The organism is Streptomyces sp. MnatMP-M17 (assembly GCF_900091995.1).
Taxonomy (GTDB): Bacteria; Actinomycetota; Actinomycetes; order Streptomycetales; family Streptomycetaceae; genus Streptomyces.
On record NZ_FMDK01001062.1, the window covers coordinates 1 to 1,839 of the forward strand.

General features: G+C 72.4%; 2 protein-coding genes. Both read left to right on the forward strand.

The window, feature by feature from the left end; translation table 11 throughout:
• On the forward strand, positions 1 to 874 hold an 874-nt coding region (locus GA0115259_RS35885), incomplete at its 5' end, for a sortase (protein ID WP_093604592.1).
• Positions 875 to 966: 92 nt separating this feature from the next.
• The gene (locus GA0115259_RS35890) at positions 967 to 1,779 is read left to right on the forward strand and encodes a phosphate ABC transporter ATP-binding protein (protein ID WP_370749278.1); all 813 of its coding nucleotides are present in this window, start codon (positions 967 to 969) and stop codon (positions 1,777 to 1,779) included.
• Positions 1,780 to 1,839 lie beyond the last annotated feature (60 nt).

Genomic DNA, 1,839 nt, shown 5'->3' on the forward strand with positions numbered 1-1,839 from the left:
CGGCCGGGCGCGCGACCAGCGCCCGGCCGGCCCGGCGCTGCGCGCCACCGGCACCGCGCTGAGCATCCTCGCCGTACTGCTCCTCGCGTTCGTCGCGAATCTCGGACCGCTCGGCGATCTGCGCCACGGCCGGGACCAGCAGGTGGCGAACTCCGCGCTGCGCGGAGAGCTGGCCAACGCCACGGCGCCGGTCGGGCCGCGGACCCAGAACGGCGAGCCGCTGGCCCTCGGCACTCCGGTGGCGCTGCTGGAGATCCCGCAGCTCGGTCTGCGTACGGTCATCGGCGAGGGCACCACCGCACAGGTGCTCGCCACCGGGCCGGGACACCGCAGGGACACCGTGCTGCCCGGCCAGCCGGGCGTCAGCATCGTGATGGGCCGTCAGGCCGCGTACGGCGGGCCGTTCGCGCATCTGGACGAGGTCAGGGCCGGTGAGACCTTCACCGTCAGCACCGGCCAGGGCCGGCACACCTACAAGGTGCGGGGCGTGCGCCGGGAGGGCGATCCGCAGCCGCCCGCCCTCGAAGCGGGCAAGAGCAGGCTCACGCTGATCACCGGCGACGGCCATGCCTTCCTGCCCGGCGGACTGCTGCGGGTCGACGCGGATCTCGTCTCCGCCGTCCAGCCCGGCGCCGCGCCGCTGTATACGACCGTCGCACTGCCCGCCGACGAGAAGCCGATGGCGATCCAGACGTCCGCCTGGATGCCGCTGGTGCTCTGGGGCCAGGTCCTGGTGCTCGCCGCCGCGGCCCTGACCTGGATACGGGCCCGCTCGGGCCGCCGCGAGTCCTGGGTCATCGGCGTACCCGTACTCGGCGCGCTCGGCTTCGTCGTCGCGGACCAGGCCGCGCTGCTCCTGCCCAATCTCCTCTGACCGCCGGGCTTCCGGCCGCCGGAGCCCTCAAACTCCCAGCAATCCCACGCGACCTCGAAGGACATGACGTGACCGCCTCCACCTCCGACACCATCCCACTTCCGTCGGCGGGGACTCCCGCCCCGGGCACCGCCGCCGAGCTGGAGGCGCGCCGCGTCTCGGCCTGGTTCGGTGACCACAAGGTGCTGGACCGGGTGTCGCTGACCATGCCGGCCGGAGAGGTCATGGCGCTGATCGGTCCCTCCGGCTGCGGCAAGTCCACCTTCCTGAGGATCCTCAACCGGATGCACGAGCTGATCCCGTCGGCCGCGCTCGCCGGCGAGGTGCTGCTCGGCGGACGGGACATCTACGCGCCGGAGCGGCGGCTGACCGATGCCAGGAAGGAGATCGGCATGGTCTTCCAGAAGCCGAATCCCTTCCCGGCCATGTCCGTGTACGAGAACGTCACCGCGGGACTGAAGCTCACCGGTGTCCGGCTCGGCCGCGACGCCAAGGACGAGCTGGTCGAGCACTGTCTGACGAAGGCCGGGCTGTGGAACGAGGTGCGCGACCGGCTGCGCCAGCCCGGCGGCGCGCTCTCCGGCGGCCAGCAGCAGCGGCTCTGCATCGCCCGCTCACTGGCCGTCAGACCGCGCGTGCTGCTGATGGACGAGCCCTGCTCGGCGCTCGACCCGACCTCCACCCGGCGGGTGGAGGAGACGATCAAGGAACTGGCCGGCGAGGTCACCGTCGTCATCGTCACCCACAACATGCAGCAGGCGGCCCGCGTCTCCGACCGGTGCGCCTTCTTCCTCGCAGAACAGGGCACGCCGGGCGGGATCGTCGAGCACGGCGACACCACCGCGATGTTCCACAGCCCGGCCGATCCCCGCACCTCCGACTACGTCAACGGCCGCTTCGGCTAGGCGTCGTTGACCGACGACAACGCGGCGAGGCGCGGTGCCAGGGCACGCGAGCCCAGCAAG